This window comes from Pseudomonas mucidolens (assembly GCF_900106045.1).
Classification (GTDB): Bacteria; Pseudomonadota; Gammaproteobacteria; order Pseudomonadales; family Pseudomonadaceae; genus Aquipseudomonas; species Aquipseudomonas mucidolens.
In genome coordinates, this window is record NZ_LT629802.1 from 4,892,986 (window position 1) to 4,910,652 (window position 17,667).

The window sequence follows — 17,667 nt, forward strand, 5'->3', positions numbered from 1 at the left end:
ATGCCCTTATCCGATATTCGACAGTTTCAGCAGATGGCGCAGGTCGTTCAGCAAGTCTTTGCCCTTGACCTGGGCGTCGTAGCGCAATACCAGATTGCCGTGGGGATCGACGATCCACAGTTGCGCATCTCCCGGCGCGGCGGCGTTCTGGTTGAAGGCCGGCAACGCCAGCGGGTAGCGCTGCAATTGGGGGTATTCGATTTTCAGCTTGGCCTCGTACTCGGCACTGACCGGCTGCGCGCTGGCCAAGGCGTGGCTGGCGCGCGAGGCATCTCGACCGAGGCCGATCTGCAATTGGCGCGCGAGGTACACCAACTGCTGGCAATCGGCAGCGCAGGCGGTGGGCGCGGTGACCAGCAGCTGCCAACGCTCTTCGTTTGCCAGGACGCCGATATCGGCGCGGGTCTGGCCGTTGCCAATCAACTGCCCGTGATAACTGCGACCGTCCGGCACCCAGAACTGCAACTTGTACATAAAGGTGGCCAGCACCATCGGACCGATCACCATCAGTACGATCAGGATCAGCTGCCAACGCCCCTTGCGCCGGTCGGGCGCGGCGCGTGTGTCAGACATGCTGGGTGGATTCATGGCTGTTCCCATGGTGCTTCTCCCTTGCGTTGTGCCATCCGAGGTAGAGGTAAAGACCGCACAGCGCCAGCGCCATGGCGAACCACTGCACGGCATACCCCAAGTGTTTTTCCGGCCCCATGGCCACTACCGGCCAATGGGTTGCGTAAGTCGCCGGGCCGGCTTCGGCCCGTAGCTCATAGGTAAATCCGTTGCGCCCAAGCTCCGCCCACAACGCCGCCGGATGCAGCGCGGTGAGCAAGCGCGGCCAGGCGCCGCCGTCAGGATCGGCGTGCAGTTGAAAGGTTTCGCCGGGCGCCACATACACCCACGCATCGAGACTCAAGGGTTGCGCCGGTGTGGTGAAGGCGGGGGGCGTGCGCCGGTCCGGCCAAGGCAGCCAGCCGCGATTGAGCCACAGCCAGAGGCCGCTGGCCTGATCATGAAAGGGTTGCAGCAACTCCACGCCCGCCTTGCCGTCGCGCATCCGGTTGTCCAGCAGCACGCTGTGCTCGGCGTCGAACGCCCCACGTAGATGCACTCGCCGAAAGGCCGGATCCAGCGTTTCCTGCAATTGCTCGGCGCTCACCGGTTCCGCCGCCCTGCGCTCGGCGTAGTTTTCCAGCAGCGCCTGTTTTTCCTGGCCACGGGACAATTGCCAGAACCCCAGACTCACCATCAGCGGCAGCAACACCAGCACCACCAGCGTCGGCGCAATCCCAGGGCGAAAGCGTTTCATGGCATTGCCACCGAGGTCGCTGGTGCGCTGGCTATACTGAATCTCATTGCTCGCCCCTCCCCAAAAGAGCCCAGGAGCCTGACCATGCTCAAAGCCGCTATTGCCCTGATGCTGATCGCTACCGTTGTGAGCCTGTTCAGTGGCTTATTTTTTCTGGTCAAGGACGAGGGCAACTCCAACCGCCTCGTCACTGCCTTGACCGTACGTGTCACGCTGGCCGTGATCACCCTGGCATTGATCACCTGGGGTTTCTTCAGCGGCCAACTGGTCTCCCATGTCCCGTGGTAACTAGGCGCTGGGACAAAGCGCTTCACAGTACGTAAACGAAGAAAAACAGGCCGATCCACACCACGTCCACAAAGTGCCAGTACCAACTGGCCGCCTCGAAGCCGAACTGGTGTTCGGCATTGAAATGCCCTTTCAGCACGCGCATCAGCATCACGAACAGAATGATGGTGCCGATGGTGACGTGAGCGCCGTGAAAGCCGGTCAGCATAAAGAAGGTCGCGCCGTACACCCCGGAGCCCAATGTCAGGCCCAGCTCCTTGTAGGCGTGGACGTATTCCTCAATCTGGAATCCAAGAAAGGCCACCCCCAGCAACACCGTGAGCGCCAGCCAGATTTTCAGCGCGCCACGATGGCCCTTGCGCAACGCATGGTGGGCGATGGTGATGGTCACGCTGGAACTCACCAACAGAATGGTGTTGACCAACGGCAAACCCCACGGGCTGATGGTGCCTTCAGGCGTCGGGAAGAGTTTCGGGTCCGGGTTGTTGAGCAGCGGCCAGGCGAACTCGAAATTCGGCCACAACATGTGCGCAACACCTTTCGATCCTTCTCCGGCCAACCAGGGCGCGGACAAATTGCGCACGTAAAACAGCGCGCCAAAGAATGCGATGAAAAACATCACCTCGGAAAAGATGAACCAGGTCATGCCCCAGCGGAAGGAACGGTCCATCTGGGCGCTGTAGAGGCCGGCGCGGCTCTCCTTGATCACCGCGCCGAACCAGCCAAACATCATGTAGGCCAACAACAGGCCGCCGACGAAAAAGATCAGCGGTCCATTTGATTCAGGGCGTGCTGCCTTGAGGTCGTTGAACCACAGGCCCAGCCCATACACGCTGATCAACATGCCGAACGTGGCAATTATCGGCCATTTACTTTGCGCTGGTACGTAGTACGTATCATGATTCGACATGTATTCGTTCTCCTAATCGAGCCCGCAGGCACGCCTAGCCGCCGGTATGGACAGCCACGGGCGGTTGGCGCGCGGTGATATCGAACAGCGTGTAAGCCAGGGTCAAGTGCTTCACATTCAGGGGCATGTCACGGTCGACAATGAAGCGCACTGGCATCTCGATCCGCTCCCCTGGCTGCAGCACTTGCTGGGTAAAGCAAAAACACTCGGTCTTGTGGAAGTACATCGCCGCTTCCGCCGGGGAAATACTCGGGATCGCCTGCGCCGTCATCGGTTTGTCGGTGGGGTTGAAGGCGATAAATACCATCTCGCTGACCGCGCCAGGATTGACCACCACCTCGTCAGCCGTGGAATGAAACTCCCAGACCATATCCACTGCATTGGTGGACAGAAACTGCACCCGCACCTGCCGCGACTGATCGACCACCTGCGAGCCCTGGTACTGCCCGGCCGTCTTGCCGTTGATGCCAAACGCGCTGCACATCACGTCATAGATCGGCACCAGGGCAAAGCCGAAAGCGAACATCGCCAGCACCAGGATCAACAGGCGCGTAATCAGGCGTCGGGTCGGCAGGGACTCAGCCATGGATGTCTCCCTTCCGGCTCTTCATTTGACCTCCGGCGGGGTGGTGAAGGTGTGGTACGGCGCGGGCGAGGGGACGCTCCATTCCAGCCCCTCGGCGCCATCCCAGGGTTTGGCCGCCGCGGGCTGGCCGCCGCGGATGCATTTGATGACGATGAACAGAAAGAAAATCTGCGTGGCCCCGAACATGAAAGCGCCCACCGACGACACCATGTTGAAGTCGGCGAACTGCAGGTTATAGTCCGGCACCCGACGCGGCATGCCCGCCAGCCCAACGAAGTGCATCGGGAAGAACGCCATGTTCATCCCCACGAATGACAGCCAGAAATGCAGCTTGCCCAGGGTTTCGTCGTACATGTGGCCAGTCCATTTCGGCAGCCAGTAGTAGGCCGAGGCGAAGATTCCGAAGATCGCCCCCGGCACCAGCACGTAATGGAAGTGCGCGACCACAAAGTAGGTGTCGTGGTACTGGAAGTCCGCCGGGGCGATGGCCAGCATCAGTCCGGAAAAACCACCGATGGTGAACAGGATCACAAAGGCCACGGCAAACAGCATCGGTGTCTCGAACGTCAGTGAACCCTGCCACATGGTGCTGACCCAGTTAAACACCTTCACCCCGGTGGGCACTGCGATCAGCATGGTTGCGTACATGAAGAACAACTCGCCCACCAATGGAATACCCACCACAAACATGTGGTGCGCCCAGACGATAAACGACAGGAAGGCAATGCTTGCCGTGGCGTAAACCATCGAGGTGTAGCCGAACAGCGGCTTGCGCGAGAACGCCGGGATGATCGCGCTGACGGCGCCGAACGCCGGCAGGATCATGATGTACACCTCGGGATGACCGAAGAACCAGAACACGTGCTGGAACAACACCGGATCACCACCGCCGGCGGCGCTGAAGAAGCTGGTGCCGAAGTGAATGTCCATCAACATCATCGTCACGCAACCGGCCAGCACCGGCATCACCGCGATCAGCAAGAACGCGGTGATCAGCCAGGTCCAGACAAACAGCGGCATCTTCATCAGCGTCATGCCCGGCGCACGCAGGTTGAGAATGGTCGCGATCACGTTGATCGCCCCCATGATCGAACTGACGCCCATCAGGTGAATGGCGAAGATGAAAAAGGTCACGCTTTCCGGAGCGTAAGTGGTGGAGAGCGGGGCGTAGAACGTCCAGCCGAAATTCGGCCCGCCACCCGGCGAAAACAACGTCGACACCAACAACAGGAATGCCGCGGGCAGCAGCCAGAAGCTGAAGTTGTTCATGCGCGGCAACGCCATGTCCGGCGCGCCGATCATCAGCGGGATCATCCAATTGGCCAGGCCGACGAAGGCCGGCATCACCGCGCCAAACACCATGATCAGGCCATGCATGGTGGTCATCTGGTTGAAGAACGCCGGCTCGACGATCTGCAAGCCGGGCTGAAACAGCTCGGCACGAATCACCATGGCAAAGGAACCGCCTAACAGGAACATGGCAAAGCTGAACCACAGGTACATGGTCCCGATGTCTTTGTGGTTGGTGGTCAGTACCCAGCGCATCAGGCCCTTGGCCGGGCCGTGCGCGTGGTCACCGGCATGGCCGTGGTCATCGATCACAGTGCTCATGGCCTTTCTCCTGCAAACGAGTGGGCGGGACGGTTCAGGGAATACGCAGGGAAGAAGGTCATTGGCTTTCCGCCTGTTTGAGTTCCAGTACGTCTTTCGGGGTCACCATGTCGCCTGTGTTGTTGCCCCACGCATTACGTTCGTAAGTGACCACGGCCGCGATATCGACTTCCGAGAGCTGCTTGCCGAAGGCGGCCATCGCCGTGCCGGGCTTGCCGTGGAAGACGATGCCGAGGTGATCGGCCTTCGGCCCGGTGGCAATTTTCGAGCCCTTGAGCGCCGGGAACATCGGCGGCAGGCCTTGGCCCTCGGCCTGGTGACAGGCGACGCAGGCGGTGTGGTAAACCTTGTCGCCGCGCGCTACCAGCTCCTCGAGCGTCCATTCCTTGGAGGTCAGTTCCTTGAGTTTGGCGGCTTCCTGCTTGCGCTCGCCCAGCCAGGCGTCGTAGTCGGCCCTGGACTTGACCTCGACCACGATCGGCATGAAACCGTGGTCCTTGCCGCACAGTTCGGCGCATTGGCCACGGTAGATCCCGGGCTTCTCGACACGGGTCCAGGCTTCGTTGACGAATCCGGGGATAGCATCGCGCTTGACCGCAAAGGCCGGCACCCACCAGGAGTGGATCACATCGGCCGCAGTCACCAGAAAGCGCACCTTGGCGCCCACCGGCAGCACCAATGGCTGATCGACTTCCAGCAGGTAGTGCTCGCCCTTGTCGGCCTTGTTTTGAATTTGCTCGGCGGGTGTGGCCAGGTTGCTGAAGAACTCCACGTCCTGACCGAGGTATTTGTAATGCCATTTCCACTGGTAGCCGGTGACCTGGATATCGATATCCGACTCACTGCTGTCGTAGATGTCGATCAGGGTCTTGGTCGCCGGAATGGCCATGACGACCAAAATCAGCAAGGGCACGACGGTCCAGAGGATTTCCACCGTGGTGCTCTCGTGAAACTTGGCCGCCACCTGACCGGTGGAGCGTCGATGGACAATCATCGACCAGAACATCGCGCCAAACACGATGATGCCGATCACCACACAGATCCAGAAAATGGTCATGTGCAAATCGAACACAGCGTGACTGACTTCAGTGGCCCCTGGCGCCATATTCACCGTCCAGGCGGCCTGCGCCTGGCTGAATACTGACCACAAGAGTAAGCCCATCCAAACATGTGGATGTCGCGTCATTGCGGGTTCCCCTTATCGTTCTTGTTATCCCGCCGGTGTGCACCTGCGGCCAAGGGGGCGGCTTCCAAAATGCTTGCATCCGCCAAGCCTTGCCTGCTTATGCAGTTGGGCGTCATCAGCTAATCGCGTACAAACCCGAGTATAGCCAGCGACTGCGACCCCGCAATGTGAGAGGGCAAATCAATAAAAAATGACCAACGGTGCAGATCGGGCAGGGGATTGAACGCCTATCCGACGAACGATGGCATTTCGATATAGCGAACACACATAAGCATGAAATAATTATGACAAATGCGTCTGAGGAGCCCGTATAAACGAGCTACCTTATGCAGTCCCCTTTCCCGTGCCTGTATTTCTGGAGCTTTCATGAACACCGCCGCATTGCGCGAGCAGATTTCCCGTGCCCATCAACACGAAGCCAGCACTCACCAGCTTGCCCGGCAGTTGGAAGCAAAGTTGCCCCATCTACATTCGTCCATTTCACTGGCTGGACAGGATCGTAACGGGGTGATGACGCGATTCGTCGCTGCCTACATCGATCTGGTCCCGGACTTGCTGGATGCCGCCAATGAAGTCGCCCGCGAAGCGGGTATTGAAAGCCAGATAAAACCCGTGCTGAAAATTGCCGAACATTTCTTCCTGCAGCCCCCTACAATCCTCGCCGGCCATGAAGGCCTGGACAGCTTGCTGGATGAGGCCTACCTGGCCCACAGGCTGGTAGAAGAAGTGAACGATTTGTATATCAAGCACTTCAGTCAGCCGCTGATTCCAGCGGATACCACCGTCGCCAATCTGATCGCACATCAGTTGATCGGCGAGGATTTTGCCAACCAATTGGATGAAGCCGTACACCTGGCGGTCGATGAAATGCTCGACGAGGACAGCTTTGCCCTGGAGTCGGTTGAAGCCTATCGCGACAAGCTCAAGAGCCCCGACACCGAAGCGGCGTGGAAGCGCTGGCCGTGCCTGTCGCGACAGTTGGGTGTGGAGTTGGAGCTGGATCAGCCAGCGTAATTTCCCGATCACGCTCCTGTAGGAGCATAGGGCTCTACACAACTTTCAGAATCTGGTGAGTTTCCCCGTGGCGAGCGGGCTTGCCCCGCGTAGGGCTGCGAAGCAGCCCCAGTAAGCCGAATGCGGTGTATCAAATACTCCGTAGCGGCTGATTTTGGGACGGCTTCGCAGTCCAACGCGGGACAAGCCCGCTCGCCACAACAGCCCTATCTGCTCAAATTGTGTAGATAAATATGCTGCAGGAGCGAGGGGTTCAGGCCGCTGCCGAGCCAATCCCGGTGTTCGTCCGCACCCGGCCTTCCAACCTGCGCTTCAAGCCTCGCGCCTCAATCACCAACGTCGAGCCCTGCGCCGCATTGGCACGGCCCCATTCCTCCAGCAGCTCCAGACAGGAATGGTCGATGTAACTCAGGTTATTGAGTGGTACATGCACGGTAGTCCCCGTGGGTACGGTCGACAATACTTGGGTCAACGCGGGCACTTTCAGAAAGGTCGCTGCACCGCTCAGGCGCAGCTCCATCTCGCCCTCCTGAGGCAAGTCGATCAGGCTGACTTTCAGCCGGGAGGCCTTGAATGCCAGCTTGAGCAATGTCAGCCCAAAGCCCACCAGCACACCCGTGAGCAGGTCGCTGAAGATGATGGCCAAGGCCGTGGCCGCATAGGTAACCATCGGCATCCGACCATAACGAGCCAGCCCCCGGAACGCCTTGAGATCCACCAGCTTGACCCCGGTATACACCAGCACACCCGCCAGGCTCGCCACCGGAATACTTTGCAGCACGCTGGACAGCAACAACACAAACGCCAACAGCCACAAGCCATGGAACACCGCTGACAACCGCGTGGTCGCACCCGCCTGAACGTTAGCCGAGCTGCGCACGATCACGCCCGTCATGGGCAACGCTCCGACCAGACCACACAGCATGTTGCCTACGCCCTGGGCGGACAATTCCTTGTCGAAATCCGAGCGCTGTCCGCTGTGCATACGGTCAACCGCCGCTGCTGACAGCAGGGTTTCGGCGCTGGCGATAAAGGCCACCGCAAAGGCTGCGATCAACAGATTCGGATCAGCCAGGTTCAGCAGATCGCTGGGGCGCAGCCAATCGATGGCATCGGCGAGGTTTTCCGGTACTTCAACACGCTTGACCTGCAACGCCAGCGCCAGGCTGGCCGCCGTCGCCAAACCCACTCCGAGCAACGCTCCCGGCACAAAACGCAGTTTTTGCGGACGGAGTTTATCCCACAGCCACATCACCAGAATCGTCGACAGCCCGAGCAAACCGGCTTGCCAACCGAACCCGCCACCCAGCGCGGGAATAGCCTCGGCCAAGGCAGCGGGAAAGCCTGCGAGGTTATCCAGTCCGGAGGGTTTCGGTGCCGCATCCAGCATCACATGGACTTGCGACAGGACAATCAGCACGCCGATTCCCGCCAACATTCCGTAGACCACCGCCGGGGCGGTCACGCGGAACCAGCAGCCGAGACGCAAGCGTCCGGCGACCAGTTGCAGGAAGCCCGCCAGCAGCAGGATTGGCCCGAGCATGAGCATGCCATGCTGGCGCACCAGTTCGAAAACCAACACCGCCAGACCGGCTGCGGGGCCGCTGACTTGCAGCGGCGATCCCGCCATCCAACCAACCACCAGGCCACCGATGATGCCAGTGATCAAGCCTTTGGCCGGTGGCATGCCCGAAGCGATGGCGATACCCATGCACAATGGCAGGGCGACCAGAAACACCACCACGGACGCTAACAGCTCCCGTGGCAATACAGCTTTCAATTGAGCAGCACGCATAATGACTCTCCCGAGGCATTCGCCGGGCGTGACAACGCCTGGCTACGCTATGGCAGCCATTGCGTTACCCGACGGGGAAGGGTTTTAGAAGCGCGCTTTAGGCGTCGCCGAAGGGATCGAATCGGTGCCGCTCAACGGTCGAAACGCCGACAGACCCGCATCGTAGGCCCGAATTTCACTGGTCTCGATGTCGTAGATCCAGCCGTGGATAAACAAATGACCGTTGGCCATGCGCGAAGCCACCGACGGGTGGGTGCGCAAATGCTGCAACTGAGCGATGACGTTCTCTTCGGTCAGCACCTTCATGCTTTCGCCTTCATTGGCGCAGTCGCAGTTGTCCTGGACCATGGTCTTGGCGACCTCGGCGTGGAGCAGCCAGGCTTTGACGGTCGGCATTTTCTCCAGGCTCTGGGGATTGAGCACCGCGCGCATGGCGCCGCAATCGGAGTGCCCACACACAATGATGTGTTGCACGCCCAAGGCCAGTACCGCGTACTCGATGGCCGTGGAAACGCCGCCGTTCATTTGCCCATAGGGTGGCACCACGTTGCCGACGTTACGGGTCACGAACAGGTCGCCGGGGGAACTCTGGGTAATCAGTTCTGGAACGATGCGCGAATCGGCGCAGGTGATAAACATCGCTCTCGGGCTCTGGGCCGTGGCGAGTTTCTTGAAGAGTTCTTCCTGCTGGGGAAAGATCTCGTTATGGAAATGCATAAAACCATCAACGATATGTTGCAGCGCTGCATCGGCGGACTCCACCTGATGAGGGGCTGAAGCCGACGCAGCCAACGGCTGTTTATCCTTGTCACTCATGATTCATCCTCTTGGTTGGAGCGGGGAGTCTTCCCGTTCAGTTCGACACATCGCCAGCGAATAGCGGAAAACCACTCAACCAGCGACGCCGACTCGTTAGTCACTCGATGAACAAGGTATCCGCCGAAACTTAACTCAAACTGAATAAACCGCTCTATCTCGCGGGTTTCATTGATATCAAAACGCGATTATCCGCGCTGCCAAGAACACGTATTTGCGTCAGTCTACAACAATGCCAGCTGCCTGCCAGGGGGACAAAACGCCGTGCAATCCAGGTTAAAACCTTCCCGACGATTAAGCCCCAAACGTTTGATCGCCTTGGCAAAGCGTTGCGCCAGCAGATCGGCGAATGGCCCTTCACCCCGCATGCGTATACCGAAACGACTGTCATACACCTCACCACCGCGCACCTGGCGCACCAGACTCATCACATGGGCCGCGCGTTGCGGATAATGGGCCGCCAGCCATTCCTCGAACAGCGGCGCCACTTCAAGTGGCAGGCGCAACATCATGTAGGCCGCGCTCTGCGCACCAGCGGCGTGGGCCTCGGCCAGCAGGCTTTCCAACTCGCTGTCGTTGATCATCGGGATCATCGGCGAACACAGCACGCCCACCGGGATCCCCGCTTCACGCATCACCCGAATGGCCCGCAACCTGGCCTTGGGCGCTGCCGCCCGGGGTTCCAGAATGCGCTTGAGCTCATCGTCCAGGCTGGTAAGGCTGATCATCACCGCCACCAGACGCTGTCGAGCCAGTTCCGTCAGCAGATCAAGATCGCGCAGGATCAGCGAACCCTTGGTAATAATCGTCACCGGATGACGGTAGCGCAGCAGCACTTCCAGGGTTTGCCGGGTGATCGTGTGCTCCCGCTCGATGGGCTGATACGGATCCGTGTTGGCACCCAGGTTGATTGGTGCACACACATAACCCGGCTTGGACAGTTGCCGTTCCAGGACCTCAGCGGCGTTGCTCTTGGCGATCAAGCGGGTTTCGAAATCCAGGCCAGGAGACATGTCCCAATAGGCGTGGCTGGGTCTTGCGTAGCAATAAATGCAACCGTGCTCGCAGCCTCGATAGGGGTTGATGGAGCGGTCAAACGGCAGGTCGGGCGAGGTGTTGCGGGTGATGATGGTCTTCGCCATCTCAAGGCGCACTTCGGTGCTCTGGGTCGGCGGGACCTCCTGATGCCAGCCGTCGTCCTCGGCCACGCTGACAGTCGGCGCAAAGCGGTTGTGCAGGTTGGTGCCGGTGCCACGGCCGCGTGGCGCAAGAGACGAGGGCATAGGTCATAATCCGATAAACTGTATGCCCATACAGTATTCGACGAGCACGGATTTAACCAGAGCCATTCAGATGGACGGCGCGCCCTGGCCAACGTTTGCACCGTCAGCCCTTTGGGTGAGGGTGTGCAGGCGCGGCGATGATCGGCGGCGTCCCGAGAAAAGCCGTGATCGATTCAAGCAGCGGCCGCGAATCGCCCGGCCCCAGCACGGTTTCGAGTAGCTCGCGTCCTGTTGCCCCGTTAAACACACCGTCGCGCTCGAACCTTTGGAACACGGCAACGGCCAATTCCTTCGACCAGGCGTAGGCGTAGATTTTCCCCGCGTAGCCTATCGCCATATGTTCCAGGCCATTGGGCCAGCGCTCGTTGGCGAACACCGGAAGATGCCCGACTTGCGCACTGACGTCCTCGAATACCTGCTGGGCCATACGCCCATCGCCGTGGGTCCGGTGCACCTCTAGATCAAACAAGGCGTTGCGCAAGAGGGCAGCGGTTTCCCAACTGGTCTGAGTCTTGGCCAAGACCAGCAACTGATCGGCGATCTCGCCAGGCAACGCCGCCCCGGTTTGATAATGCCTGGATATACGGACCAGGCATTGCCGGGAGAAACACCACTGTTCGAACAACAACCCGGCAAACTCGGAGGTATCGCGCGAGACCTCCGAAATGCCGGAAATGTCGCGATAGGCGGCCCGGCTCAAGACATGGTGCAAACAATGACCGAATTCATGAAAGAGGATTTGCAGCTGCTGATGGTCGAGCAACACCGGGTTTGCCTGCGAGCCACGCGGCAGCCAGCCATGCAGCACGGCGATGGGCCGCTGGAGCTTGCCTTCAGCGCTGATCTGGCGGTTGCGCAGGGTGGTGGTAGAAGGCAGACCGTTGCGATTCGGATCCTCGAACGGATCAAAATAGATATAACCAATAATCTCTTGATACTCGCTGACTTCGAAAAGGCGCACATCCGCCTGCCAGGTCACCACGTCCTGACGTTCGATCAGAGTCACCCCGAACAGATCCCTCGCGATCAGCAACAGCTGTGAAAACGTCGATTCCATGGGAAACCAGACGTTTAGCGTGTGTTTCGAAATCCCCAGGGTTTGCTGGCGGAATTTCTCCGTCAGGTACTGGTAGTCCCACGGTTGGAGTTCGCAGAACCCGCGTCGCATGGCAAACTCCCAGAGCTGCTCAGCATCCCGGGCCAAAGCGTTTTGCTGCCGTTCGAGTTGCCCGCGCAAGAACGTCAGGACCTGCGCGGCAGATTCGGCTTGCTCTGGCTCGATCGCCATCTCGGCGAAATTCGCATAGCCGAGTAAGCTGGCGTACTGCTGACGGTCATCCAGCAATTGCTGGAAGAGGGCGCTGTTGTCGAACTCGCCGGCGTGCGGTCCTTGATCCGAGGCGCGGGTGCTGTAAGCCACGTACATTTCCTTGCGCAGGAAACGATCATCCGCGTAGCGCGTGACGATGCGAAACGATTCAAAACTGAGCGTCAACCGCCATCCTGCGTGCCCGGCCTCGCGTGCCTGGCTGGCCATTTGCTGTTTGAACAGCGACGGCAGACCGCTCAAAAGCGCCTCATCGTCAATCGTTTTGCTCCAGGCTTTATTGGCCCGGTGCAGCTGTTCCAGGAACAGACGCTCGCCGTCTTGAATGCGTCGCTTCACTACGTCCAGGTCTGCCTGCGAGGTATGTGCAGACCCGCTCTGGCGAAAGTCTCGGAGGATTTTTTCCAAGGTTCTTTTGCGTGCCGGTTCGAATAGCCGAGCTATGTCGCTGCTCGCCAACCGCCGATAGAGCTGGAACAGTTCGGCGTTCTGGCGCAGCGCGCGCTGGAAGTCGTGCAGCCGATCGCGGCAGTCGAGTGAGGCCTGTGTCCAGGCGTCCCCAGTCCTGGTCAGGGTCAGAAGGCCCAACAGATAGTCAAAAACCTCCAGGCGCGTGTGGATGTCGTCCATCGCCAAGACCAGATCGTCCCAGGTTGGAAACGGTGTCTGGCTCGCGATGATCTGCGCCACTTGAGCGCGGCTCTCCATAAGGATCCGGTCAAGGGCCGGGGAAAAATGTTCGGCGCGGATCCGCGAAAAAGGCGGCAGATCATAGGCCTGCAACAGCGGATTAGTATCATTGAGCATGGGAAACCTTCCTCTGAATCTGGACTGAATGAACAGTCTGAAAGGAAGGCCTGACGCTGGGCGGTATTATAGGTATCGCTTACAGACCAGGCGGCCTGGAAGATGATGCCAATTAATTCAGGCACGGTTATCTGCAACCTGGGATGGCGGATTTGCCTGCTGTTGCGTTTCCTTCACTGTGGGGCCGGGCCCAGGGCGGCGGGTCTCGTCCCAAGAAATACCTGCAAGGCGTCGAGCAACGAGCGTGAATTGCCCGGCGCCAATACCGCGTGGCGGAAGGCACGGCCAGTGTTCGGATTGAACAAGCCTTCGCGCAGAAAGCGTTGGAACGCTTCTTTCGCGAGCACGCCTGACCATCTGTAGGAATACAGACTGGCCGCGTAGCCTTGCATGATGTGAGTCAACTGGTTGGCCGGGCGCAACCTCGACAAGCCCTCAAGCTGACCAACTCGCGCCACCGCCTCAGCGAACACTTGGCGGATGCTGCGTCCATCGCCCCAGGTCCGGTGTACCTCGAAGTCGAAGATGGCATCGGTCAGCAACTCCGCCGTGTCCCAGCTGGTTTGCGTGGAAAGGTAGGTCAGCTGCTTTTGCGCCAGATCGGACGGCAAGGGCGCGCCTGTCTGGTAATGCCGAGATAGCCAAACGAGTATTTGTGGCTGGAAGCACCACAACTCGAAGAACTCACCGATAAACTCTGCGGTGTCACGCCCGTAACTCGCCATCCCGGAAAGCCTGCGGTTGTCCGCGGTGGTCAGAATATGTTGCAAGCAATGCCCAAACTCATGCAGCAGAATCCGCAGGCGCAGGTGGTCAAGCAGATAGGGTTGGCCGGGCATGTCTTGCAGAAAGTTACATTGCATCACGGCGATCGGCCGGTTCAACAGGCCTTCTGCGTCGCGGTGCCGGGCACGCAGTTCAATGGTGTTGGGACCTTGCTCGTTACTGGTGCCGGCAAACGGCTCGAAAAACACATAGCCGATGACCGCGTCGTACTCCTTTACCTCGAACAACCGAACCGGCGCGGCCCAGGTGTCGAAATCCGTGCGCTCGACAAACTGCACGGCGAACAAGCGCTGGAAGAGCTCACACACACGTACCAGGGTGTGATCCAGGGTGAAGTACTCACGGATCTGTTCCGCCGAAATACCGGTCATTTGCTGACGAAGTCTTTCGGAAAAAAACGCGTAATCCCACAGCTGCAAGTCATGGACACCGTGGTTCGCCGCAAACGCCTGGAGTTGCCGACGGTCGCTGGCAAAGGTCGATTGCTCGCTGGCCAACTGCGCCTGGAAAAAGCGCTGCACCTGGTCGACGGAATCCACCATCTGCTCCTCCAGCACCACCTGCACAAAGTGCTCGTAACCCAATAACCTGGCTATCTCGTGCCGTCCATCGAGCACCGTCAGCAGGTGGTCGGTATTGTCGTACAAGCCTGCGTGCGGCCCGACATCGGAGGCGCGGCTGAAAAACGCTTCACACACCTCCTGACGCAGCGCGCGGTTCTCGGCATTGGCCATAATCCCGCGAAACATTTCGCTGTCCAGCGTGATCAACCACCCCGGCAATCCCTTGGCCTGCGCCTTGGCCGTCATCGCCTGCTTGAGGCTGGCGGGAACGCCCTGCAACAGCGCCTCATCCTCGACATGCTTGCTCCACGCGGCCGTCGCCTGGGCGAGTCGATTGGAAAACTCGCCTTCCAGCAGTTCGTTGGCCAGCCGCAAGTACGCCAGGCGCTCGCGTTCGACCTGCGGTAAGGAAAGACCTGAGCGACGGAACTGCACCTGAATTTTCCCCAGGATGCGTCGACGTTGCGCGTCGAACAGCGCCGCTATCGGGCTGGCGGCCAACTGTGTGCATAACGCGGACAACTGCGGATTGCCCATCAGCTCGGCGCGAAAATCATTCAACCGCCCGTGAAAGTCGCTGGCCGCGCGCTCCCATCCCTCATCCACCTCGGACGCATCCAGCACGGTGACGACGCCCTGGGCAAGTTCGAGGCGAGCGAGGATGTCATCCAGCGCCAGGACCAGGTCGTCCCACGTCGGGAAGGGTGTCTGGGTCTGAATGATGTGCGCCACCTGACGACGGCTCTCGACAATCAACGCCTCGGCCGCCGGCGCCAGATGCTCGGTGCGCACCTGCGAAAACGGTGGTAGGTCAAACGTCTGCAATAACGGATTTTGTACGGGCATGGGTGCGATCCTTTTCGTCCTGGGACTGGAACGCAAAAGTCTAGGAAGAACGCACCCCGGCAAAGCCGTATCTATGTACATCGTCTCGCGCCTGGGCGGCGCAAGGACGATGACCTACTTCAGTCAGTCTTTTTTCAGCTTCGGATTAGGGAAAAACTGCACCGTCTGCACCTTGGCATCCGGCGCTTTCAACGCCGAGGTATTGACCCGCGTGCCCAGTTCCTTGGGTATTGAAAGACCTTGTTCATTGAGTGTGTCGGAATAACCGCAGGCCACACATTCGCGGTGCGGCACGCTGTCTTCAGTCCACATCATCAATTTGTCCGGCTCACTGCACGCCGGGCAGACCGCGCCGGCGATAAAGCGTCGTTTGGTAATCACAGGCCCTTCACTCATGCTGCTGCGTCCTCACTCAGGCCGCTGTGACGCAAGAGTGCGTCAATCGACGGCGCGCGTCCGCGGAAGTCGACGAACAGCACCATCGGCGCCTGGGATCCACCCCGGGCGAGGATCGCTTCACGGAACGCACGACCTGTTTGCGCGTTAAGCACGCCTTCCTCTTCAAATTTGGAGAACGCATCCGCCGAGAGTACTTCGGCCCACTTGTAGCTGTAATAACCCGCCGCGTAACCGCCGGCAAAGATATGCGCGAAGCTGTTGGGGAAGCGGTTGTAGGCGGGCGGGCGCATCACCGAGACTTCGTCGCGCACACCTTCGAGCACCTGCAACACACTGCGGCCATCGCCGTGAGTGGCATGCAGCTCGAAATCGAACAGCGAAAACTCCAATTGACGCACCATCATCAGGCCAGACTGGAAGTTCTTCGCCGCGAGCATTTTTTCCAGCAGGTCCTGGGGCAGTGCTTCGCCGCTTTCGTAATGCCCGGAAATCAATGCCAGGCCTTCCGGCTCCCAGCACCAGTTCTCCATGAATTGGCTCGGCAATTCCACCGCGTCCCACGCCACGCCATTGATGCCGGACACGCCCGCGTGTTCAATACGGGTCAGCAAGTGATGCAGACCGTGGCCGAACTCGTGGAACAGGGTGGTGACTTCGTCGTGGGTCAGCAGGGCAGGTTTGCCGCTGTCGGCCGGGGTAAAATTGCACACCAGGTTGGCCACCGGGCTTTGCAGTGCGCCATCAGCCGTGCGACGACGGTCGCGGGCACCGTCCATCCAGGCACCGCCGCGCTTGTTGGCGCGGGCGTACAGGTCGAAGAAGAAGCGGCCGACATGCTCGCCGTTTTCCTTGATTTCGAATAGCCGGACATCCGGGTGCCAGGTATCAAAACCTTTCTGCTCGGCGATTTCGATGCCGTACAGTCGCTGGACGATGGCGAACAGGCCGCCCAGCACCTTATCGATCGGGAAGTAGGCGCGCAGGGCTTCCTGGGACACGCTGTAACGTTGCTCACGCAGTTTTTCGCCGTAGAAACCGCTGTCCCAGCTTTGCAGGTCCGCGCACCCTTGTTCGGCGGCGTAAGCCTTGAGCTGTTGCAGGTCCTGGGTGGCAAATGGCTTGCTGCGCTTGGCCAGGTCGCGCAGGAAGCTCAACACCTGATCGCTGGACTCGGCCATTTTGGTGGCCAGACTCAGTTCGGAGAACGAGGCGAAACCCAGCAACTGGGCAAGCTCCTGACGCAGATCGAGGATCTGTTCCATGACCGGACCGTTATCATTCTGACCAGCATTCGGGCCTTGGTCCGACGCACGGGTGCAATAGGCGGCGTAGATTTCCTCACGCAGTGCCCGGTCGTGGGCGTAGGTCATCACCGCGTAATAACTCGGGAATTCCAGGCTAATCAACCAGCCGTCGAGCCCCTTGGCCTGGGCCGCGGCAGCCATTTGCGCCTTGGCCGAGTCGGTCAGGCCGGCGAGCATGGCTTCATCGGTGACGTGTTTGGTCCAGGCCTGGGTGGCGTCCAGCAACTGGTTGGAGAATTTGCTACCCAGCTCAGAGAGTTTGCTCTGCACTTCGGCGTAGCGTTGCTGTTGCTCCGGCGGCAAATCAATGCCCGACAGACGGAAATCACGCAGGGCGTGTTCCAGGATGGTTTTTTGCGCCACGTCGAAATCGGCGGCCGCGGGACTGTTGGCGAGGGCTTCGAAAGCCTGGAACAGCTCGCGATTCTGGCCCAGCTCGGTAGAGTAGGCGCTCAAGGCGGGCAGGCAGGCTTCATAGGCTTCGCGCAACTCGGCGCTGTTGCACACGGCGTTGAGGTGGCTGACCGGGCTCCAGGCGGCACCCAGGCGATCGTTGAGTTCGTCCATGGCCAGGACCAGACCGGCCCAGGTCGGATTTTTTCCCTGACTTTGCAGGATGCCTTCGATGGCGACACGGTTGTCGGCGAGGATCTGTTCGATGGCCGGCTGGACGTGCTCGGCACGGATCGCCGAGAACGGCGGCAGGTCGTAGGACTGCAAAAGAGGGTTGTTCACGCTCACGGTTGGCACCTTGGCTGGAGAAACAGGTAAGACAAAGATGGGGCCATCTTAATTACAATCAACACCCACCGCAGCTATCAGTAGAAGAGAGAGAGGCTA

At 59.6% G+C, this 17,667-nt stretch carries 15 protein-coding genes; 2 read left to right on the forward strand and 13 right to left on the reverse strand.

The annotated features are described in order from the left end of the window. Positions 1-6: 6 nt before the first annotated feature. Entirely contained in the window at positions 7-600 is a 594-nt protein-coding gene (locus BLU75_RS22425; RefSeq protein ID WP_084378483.1) for a hypothetical protein, read from the reverse strand. Continuing rightward, on the reverse strand, positions 566-1,306 hold the full coding sequence (locus tag BLU75_RS22430) for an SURF1 family protein (RefSeq protein WP_084378432.1): 741 nt from the start codon (positions 1,304-1,306) through the stop codon (positions 566-568). Before BLU75_RS22430 ends, BLU75_RS22425 begins: the two co-directional genes overlap by 35 nt. Before the next feature lie 84 nt (positions 1,307-1,390). Here BLU75_RS22430 and BLU75_RS22435 point away from each other — a divergent pair, with 84 nt between their 5' ends. Further along, positions 1,391-1,594 (forward strand): twin transmembrane helix small protein, encoded by a 204-nt coding sequence (locus tag BLU75_RS22435; protein ID WP_084378431.1) that lies wholly within the window; start codon positions 1,391-1,393, stop codon positions 1,592-1,594. A 22-nt stretch (positions 1,595-1,616) separates the two neighbouring features. Here BLU75_RS22435 and BLU75_RS22440 read toward each other — a convergent pair whose 3' ends face one another. From BLU75_RS22440 to coxB, 4 genes are read right to left on the reverse strand one after another with little or no spacing between them, the layout of a single operon-like run. Continuing rightward, positions 1,617-2,504 carry a cytochrome c oxidase subunit 3 gene (locus tag BLU75_RS22440; protein ID WP_084378430.1) on the reverse strand — a complete coding sequence of 296 codons (888 nt, stop codon included), beginning with the start codon at positions 2,502-2,504 and terminating at the stop codon, positions 1,617-1,619. A gap of 34 nt (positions 2,505-2,538) precedes the next feature. After that, positions 2,539-3,090: a cytochrome c oxidase assembly protein gene (locus BLU75_RS22445; RefSeq protein WP_084378429.1), complete on the reverse strand. Its 552-nt coding sequence runs from the start codon at positions 3,088-3,090 to the stop codon at positions 2,539-2,541. Between the two features lie 21 nt (positions 3,091-3,111). Then, complete coding sequence (gene ctaD, locus BLU75_RS22450) at positions 3,112-4,701, reverse strand: cytochrome c oxidase subunit I (RefSeq protein ID WP_084378428.1); 1,590 nt, start codon at positions 4,699-4,701, stop codon at positions 3,112-3,114. Between the two features lie 58 nt (positions 4,702-4,759). Then, positions 4,760-5,887 (reverse strand): cytochrome c oxidase subunit II, encoded by a 1,128-nt coding sequence (gene coxB, locus BLU75_RS22455; RefSeq protein ID WP_084378427.1) that lies wholly within the window; start codon positions 5,885-5,887, stop codon positions 4,760-4,762. Between the two features lie 366 nt (positions 5,888-6,253). Here coxB and BLU75_RS22460 point away from each other — a divergent pair, with 366 nt between their 5' ends. Beyond that, positions 6,254-6,901 (forward strand): hypothetical protein, encoded by a 648-nt coding sequence (locus tag BLU75_RS22460; RefSeq protein ID WP_084378426.1) that lies wholly within the window; start codon positions 6,254-6,256, stop codon positions 6,899-6,901. 253 nt (positions 6,902-7,154) lie between these two features. Here the strand turns inward: BLU75_RS22460 and BLU75_RS22465 are convergent, their stop codons facing one another. The 7 genes from BLU75_RS22465 to prlC all read right to left on the reverse strand — a co-directional run bounded on the left by BLU75_RS22465 (position 7,155) and on the right by prlC (position 17,568). Continuing rightward, a complete protein-coding gene (locus BLU75_RS22465) occupies positions 7,155-8,696 on the reverse strand; it encodes a SulP family inorganic anion transporter (protein ID WP_084378425.1) in 1,542 nt (513 codons plus the stop codon). An 84-nt stretch (positions 8,697-8,780) separates the two neighbouring features. Continuing rightward, on the reverse strand, positions 8,781-9,512 hold the full coding sequence (locus BLU75_RS22470) for a carbonic anhydrase (protein ID WP_084378424.1): 732 nt from the start codon (positions 9,510-9,512) through the stop codon (positions 8,781-8,783). Between the two features lie 224 nt (positions 9,513-9,736). Beyond that, complete coding sequence (locus BLU75_RS22475) at positions 9,737-10,795, reverse strand: PA0069 family radical SAM protein (protein WP_084378423.1); 1,059 nt, start codon at positions 10,793-10,795, stop codon at positions 9,737-9,739. A gap of 103 nt (positions 10,796-10,898) precedes the next feature. Continuing rightward, positions 10,899-12,929, reverse strand: a complete 2,031-nt coding sequence (locus BLU75_RS22480; protein WP_084378422.1) for a M3 family metallopeptidase — start codon at positions 12,927-12,929, stop codon at positions 10,899-10,901. Positions 12,930-13,102: 173 nt separating this feature from the next. Further along, the gene (locus BLU75_RS22485) at positions 13,103-15,124 is read right to left on the reverse strand and encodes a M3 family metallopeptidase (protein ID WP_157720797.1); all 2,022 of its coding nucleotides are present in this window, start codon (positions 15,122-15,124) and stop codon (positions 13,103-13,105) included. 123 nt (positions 15,125-15,247) lie between these two features. Then, on the reverse strand, positions 15,248-15,520 hold the full coding sequence (locus BLU75_RS22490) for a YheV family putative zinc ribbon protein (protein WP_084378420.1): 273 nt from the start codon (positions 15,518-15,520) through the stop codon (positions 15,248-15,250). Further along, on the reverse strand, positions 15,517-17,568 hold the full coding sequence (gene prlC / locus BLU75_RS22495; RefSeq protein ID WP_084378419.1) for an oligopeptidase A: 2,052 nt from the start codon (positions 17,566-17,568) through the stop codon (positions 15,517-15,519). Before prlC ends, BLU75_RS22490 begins: the two co-directional genes overlap by 4 nt. Positions 17,569-17,667: the final 99 nt, after the last annotated feature.

Excerpts from the sequence above, each read along its gene's own strand:
- BLU75_RS22465 (WP_084378425.1), bottom strand. The coding sequence starts at position 8,696 with ATGCGTGCTGCTCAATTGAAAGCTGTATTGCCACGGGAGCTGTTAGCG.
- ctaD (WP_084378428.1), bottom strand. The coding sequence starts at position 4,701 with ATGAGCACTGTGATCGATGACCACGGCCATGCCGGTGACCACGCGCAC.
- BLU75_RS22485 (WP_157720797.1), bottom strand. The coding sequence starts at position 15,124 with ATGCCCGTACAAAATCCGTTATTGCAGACGTTTGACCTACCACCGTTT.
- BLU75_RS22480 (WP_084378422.1), bottom strand. The coding sequence starts at position 12,929 with ATGCTCAATGATACTAATCCGCTGTTGCAGGCCTATGATCTGCCGCCT.
- BLU75_RS22475 (WP_084378423.1), bottom strand. The coding sequence starts at position 10,795 with ATGCCCTCGTCTCTTGCGCCACGCGGCCGTGGCACCGGCACCAACCTG.
- BLU75_RS22460 (WP_084378426.1), top strand. The coding sequence starts at position 6,254 with ATGAACACCGCCGCATTGCGCGAGCAGATTTCCCGTGCCCATCAACAC.
- BLU75_RS22430 (WP_084378432.1), bottom strand. The coding sequence starts at position 1,306 with ATGAAACGCTTTCGCCCTGGGATTGCGCCGACGCTGGTGGTGCTGGTG.
- BLU75_RS22490 (WP_084378420.1), bottom strand. The coding sequence starts at position 15,520 with ATGAGTGAAGGGCCTGTGATTACCAAACGACGCTTTATCGCCGGCGCG.
- BLU75_RS22470 (WP_084378424.1), bottom strand. The coding sequence starts at position 9,512 with ATGAGTGACAAGGATAAACAGCCGTTGGCTGCGTCGGCTTCAGCCCCT.
- BLU75_RS22435 (WP_084378431.1), top strand. The coding sequence starts at position 1,391 with ATGCTCAAAGCCGCTATTGCCCTGATGCTGATCGCTACCGTTGTGAGC.
- BLU75_RS22440 (WP_084378430.1), bottom strand. The coding sequence starts at position 2,504 with ATGTCGAATCATGATACGTACTACGTACCAGCGCAAAGTAAATGGCCG.
- BLU75_RS22425 (WP_084378483.1), bottom strand. The coding sequence starts at position 600 with ATGGGAACAGCCATGAATCCACCCAGCATGTCTGACACACGCGCCGCG.
- coxB (WP_084378427.1), bottom strand. The coding sequence starts at position 5,887 with ATGACGCGACATCCACATGTTTGGATGGGCTTACTCTTGTGGTCAGTA.
- BLU75_RS22445 (WP_084378429.1), bottom strand. The coding sequence starts at position 3,090 with ATGGCTGAGTCCCTGCCGACCCGACGCCTGATTACGCGCCTGTTGATC.